Genomic DNA, 4,041 nt, shown 5'->3' on the forward strand with positions numbered 1-4,041 from the left:
GCGCGCGCCAGCGCGCCGGCGACCGCGGGTGACGGCGCGGCCCAGCCGAACTCCGGTGGGAGCGGCGCGTCGGGGAGCAGCTCCAGCGACTCCCCCGGCCTCGCCGGGGGCACCTCCCGCACCGTGGCGGAGGTGAGGACCCGCACGATCCGGTGTCGCACGGCCGGTGGCGCCGCGGCGGGCACCGCGGAGGGCGGGAGGAAGACCTCGACCATGCGGTTCAGGTAGTGGAAGGCGATCGCGGTCCCCATGACCCCGGGGAGGTCCGCCGCGGCACACGGGGCCGGCGGCAGGGGCCCCGGCCGCGCGGTCTCGCGCGCCCAGTCGGCCAGGTGACGGCCTTCCTCGTCCCCGCCCCCGGTGAGCTCCGAGACCGCTCCCCCATGGATCTCCGCGCAGTACCGGCAGGAGTTGCCCTCCGACACCCCGGTCGCGACCACCTCCTTGGCCGTCCGGCCCGCGTCGTCGGCGACGAGCGTCTCGCGGAGCAGCATCCAGGCGGCGGCCAGGACCGGGGGCGAGACGGCGTGGAGCGCCACCGGCGGGGCGATCAGCCCGAAGTCCCGTCGCATCTGTGCGTACACGGCCGCGGTGGCGCCGCGGGCGTCGGCGGGTCGGACGGCGGGCAGTTCGCGGATCTGGGAGGGGCCGAGCTGCATCAGCAGGTTCAGGACCGGGCGCACGGTGCCTCCTGGGCGCGGGACCGGGCGACGGCCGGTGCGGGGCGGGTCACGCGCTGCTCGCGGGTGCGGCCTTGAGGAGGGGGAGCACACCGGCCCGGCCGGCGGTGCCGCCGTCCGGTGCGGGCGCGCCGTAGGCGACGTCCACGCCCCGCTCCCGGGCGGCGGCGACGATGCCGGGGACCGCCCGTTCGGCGGTGGCCGCGATGGTCATGGCCGGGTTGACGGTCAGCGCGCCGGGCACGGCGGAGCCGTCGGTGACGAAGATGCCCGGGTGGCCGCGGAGTTCGTTGCGGTCGTCCAGGGCGGAGGTGTCGGGGTCGTCACCCATGCGGCAGGAGGCCAGCGGGTGCACGGTGTACGCGCCGACCAGGTCGTTGGTCCACGGAAGGACGCGGGCCAGCCCGTCCCGCTCCAGGATCTCGCGGACCTCGGCGTCCGACTCCTCCCAGCCGCGCCAGGTGTTCCGGGTCGGACGGTAGGAGAGCGTGCCCCTGCCGAGCATCTGCTGGGAGATCCGGTGCGCGTTGCCGGTGGCGGGCGGAGCGCCGAAGACGCCCTCGTTGTCGTCCTCGGTCATGGAGAAGACGGTGAGCCAGGACGACCACCGCTCCAGGAGCGCCTTCTTCTCCGGGCCGAACCAGGTGGGCCCCGAGGGGCCGGGCGCCTGGGCGAGGATGGTGCCGAGCCCCGGGGGGAAGTAGAGCTGCTCCAACGAGAACCGGGAGTACTCCGGCAGGTTGCCGTCGAGCCGGTCCCAGCTCGCCACGGTCGGACCGCGCCCGATGGCGTTGGCCCCGTAGGCGGGCTGCCCCGGGCCCCGTTCCAACCCGAGCAGTTCCGCGGCCCGCGCCTCGTCGACGACCGCGGTGTTGAGCCGTTCGCCGTTGCCGGAGAAGTAGCGGCCGACGGCGTGCGGCATCGCCCCGAGGTGGGCGGCGCTGCGCTGCAGGATGACCGGGGTGGCTCCCGCGCCGGCGGCGAGGACGAGCACCTTGGCCTCGATGACACCGGAGTCGTGGCGGAGCCGGTAGTCCTCCTCGTCGATGACGTCGTAGTGGACCCGGTAGGCGCCGTCCTCCGTGCGCGTCAGGTGCTGCACCTCGTGGAGCGGTCTGATCCGGGCGCCGTGCGCGATGGCGGCCGGGAGGTAGTTGGTGGTGAGCGAGCGCTTCGCGTCGAAGCGGCAACCGGCCATCATGAAGTTGCAGTTGACGCAGGTGTCCGTGTCGATGGCGGCGGGCAGCGGGTTGGCGGTGCGGCCGGCGCGGTCGCAGGCGGCGGCCCAGAGGCCCCCGGCGTAGGAGGCGTCCTGCCAGCTCTGCCGACTGACCGGCAGCGCCTCCTCCACCCGGTCGTACCAGGGGTCGAGGGTGTCGCGGCTGACGGACCGGGGCCACATGCGGCGCCCGATGGAGCCCCGGCGGTCGAAGACGAAGCGCGGGGCGCGCGGCATGGCGGCGAAGTAGACGACGCTGCCCCCTCCCACGCAGTTCCCGCCCAGGACGCTCATTCCGTCGCCCACGACGAAGTCGAAGATGCGGGTGTAGGAGGAGCCGAGTTTGTAGTCGTGGGTGAATTCCTCGGTGCGCAACCAGGGTCCGCGTTCCAGTACGGTGACCCGCGCGCCACCGGCCGCCAGGTGATAGGCGGCGATGGCGCCGCCGAATCCGCTGCCGACCACCAGAACGTCTGTCCGCTCGACCGCAGAGGTCATTCCGGACTCCCTTCCGGAGTCGTTCCGGGGTGGAGACGGGCGAGTGGCCGGCCGTAACCGGAACGCTCGAAACGCCACAGACCGTCCGGGTCCGGTGGCACCATGCCCATGGCGGTGAGACCCGGGTGGCCGTCCCGTAGCGCATCGGCGGTGTGGAGGTGCGCGGCCGAGTCGTAGGCCATGTTGGCGAAGAGGGCGAGCAGGATCCAGAACTCGCGTTCCGGATGCCCGGGACTCGTCAGGAGGTTCACCAGCGCCGCACGCGCGTCGAAGGGGAGGGCCACGAAGGGAGGTTCGGTAGGTTCGAGTTCCAGCCCGTTCTGGTCGGCGTACCGGATGGCGTGGGCGTTCGCCAGCTCGGCCATGCCGTCGAGGCCCTCGCTGATGCCGGTGGCGTCCCACCGCATGAGGTGCAGGGCGCCGGCCTCGACGGCCCCGCCGCCCGACGCGGCACCGGCGACGGCACGGTCGGCGGGGCTTCGCCGGGCGCCCGGGACGATGGTGTCGGCGAACGCCTCCAGCGTGCGTTCGGCGTCGCCGACCGCTGGTTCCGGCGTCCCGTCCGTCTGTTCTGTCCGCAACTCGGCCTCCGGTATCGGTGAAGGGCACAACTGGCCGGGGGGAACGTTAGGACCAGCGAGTTCTTTCAAGCAACTGACGAAGGGGAGGCAAGAACATCGCGTTCTGCACATTGCAACTGCCCAAAGTCGGCGTTTGAATGACGCCTCGACCGAGCATGAAAGAAACGCCAGTTATGCTTGTGCCACTCGCGTTACCTAACCGTTCCTGTGGTCCGGGGCCCCACCTGTGCCCGGAATTACGGGAAGAGCCAGCAATACCTCATCCTGGGGGAACGTTGGAAGACGCACACGCACCCGCGCCGCGAACACGAGATATCGCCGTCGCCCTGCCCATGAGGAAGCTTCTTCCGGCCGATTCCCCTCGCATCCAGGGAATCAACGAGAAGCATGTGCGACATCTCGCCGATATTCACCGGTCACTGCCACCGATACTGGTGAACCGAGCCACGATGCGCGTCGTCGACGGCATGCACCGCATTGCCGCCGCGACATTACTCGGGCACGAGGTGATAGCCGCTCGTTTCTTCGACGGCGACGAGGAGGAGAGCTTTCTCCGCTCGGTCTCCGACAATGTGGCCCGCGGACTGCCGTTGACCGTGGCGGACCGCAAATCGGCGGCTCTTCGCATTCTCCGTGCCCGCCCGGAGCTGTCGGACAGGACCGTCGCCGGGCGCGTCGGGCTCGACGCGAAGACTGTCGCCGCCACGAGGCGTTCAGCCGAGGAACCTCCTCGGTCGAACTCGCGGCTCGGAGCCGACGGCCGGGTCCATCCGATGGACCGCACCGCCGAACGGATGCGCGCCGCCGAGCTGATGCTCACCCAGCCCGGTCTGCCCCTGCGGGCCGTCGTGGAGCAGACGGGACTGTCGTTGGGCACCGCCCACGACGTCCGCAAGCGCCTGCTCCGCGGGGAGTCCCCGGTACCCGGGGCCGACCGGCGGCCCGGCGGCTCCCCCCGGAGCCCGGCCGTCCCGCCCCCCGCCCCGGCGACGGGCCCGGTACCGACCCTGCGGGCCGGTGTCCCGCCGCCGCACCCCGGCGGTGACGCCGCGGACGGCGGAGC

3 protein-coding genes and 1 pseudogene are annotated in these 4,041 nt (G+C 72.4%); 1 reads left to right on the forward strand and 3 read right to left on the reverse strand.

Annotated elements, in window-relative coordinates; translation table 11 throughout:
* From HCJ92_RS22785 to HCJ92_RS22795, 3 genes are all read right to left on the reverse strand, one after another.
* Positions 1 to 683, reverse strand: a 683-nt coding sequence (locus HCJ92_RS22785; RefSeq protein WP_209311477.1) for a carboxymuconolactone decarboxylase family protein, incomplete at its 3' end; no start/stop codon positions are given.
* A 46-nt stretch (positions 684 to 729) separates the two neighbouring features.
* Positions 730 to 2,397 carry an FAD-dependent oxidoreductase gene (locus HCJ92_RS22790; RefSeq protein WP_167935495.1) on the reverse strand — a complete coding sequence of 556 codons (1,668 nt, stop codon included), beginning with the start codon at positions 2,395 to 2,397 and terminating at the stop codon, positions 730 to 732.
* Complete coding sequence (locus tag HCJ92_RS22795) at positions 2,394 to 2,978, reverse strand: DUF5987 family protein (protein WP_167935496.1); 585 nt, start codon at positions 2,976 to 2,978, stop codon at positions 2,394 to 2,396. Before HCJ92_RS22795 ends, HCJ92_RS22790 begins: the two co-directional genes overlap by 4 nt.
* Positions 2,979 to 3,412: 434 nt before the next feature.
* Between HCJ92_RS22795 and HCJ92_RS22800 the strand changes: the two are divergent.
* Positions 3,413 to 4,041 (forward strand): annotated as a pseudogene (locus HCJ92_RS22800) (ParB/RepB/Spo0J family partition protein); the annotation flags it as partial.

Source organism: Streptomyces spiramenti, from assembly GCF_012034385.1.
Taxonomy (GTDB): domain Bacteria; phylum Actinomycetota; class Actinomycetes; order Streptomycetales; family Streptomycetaceae; genus Streptomyces; species Streptomyces spiramenti.

Bases quoted from the DNA above. Each gene is read 5' to 3' on its own strand.
- HCJ92_RS22790 (WP_167935495.1), bottom strand. From the start codon at position 2,397: ATGACCTCTGCGGTCGAGCGGACAGACGTTCTGGTGGTCGGCAGCGGA.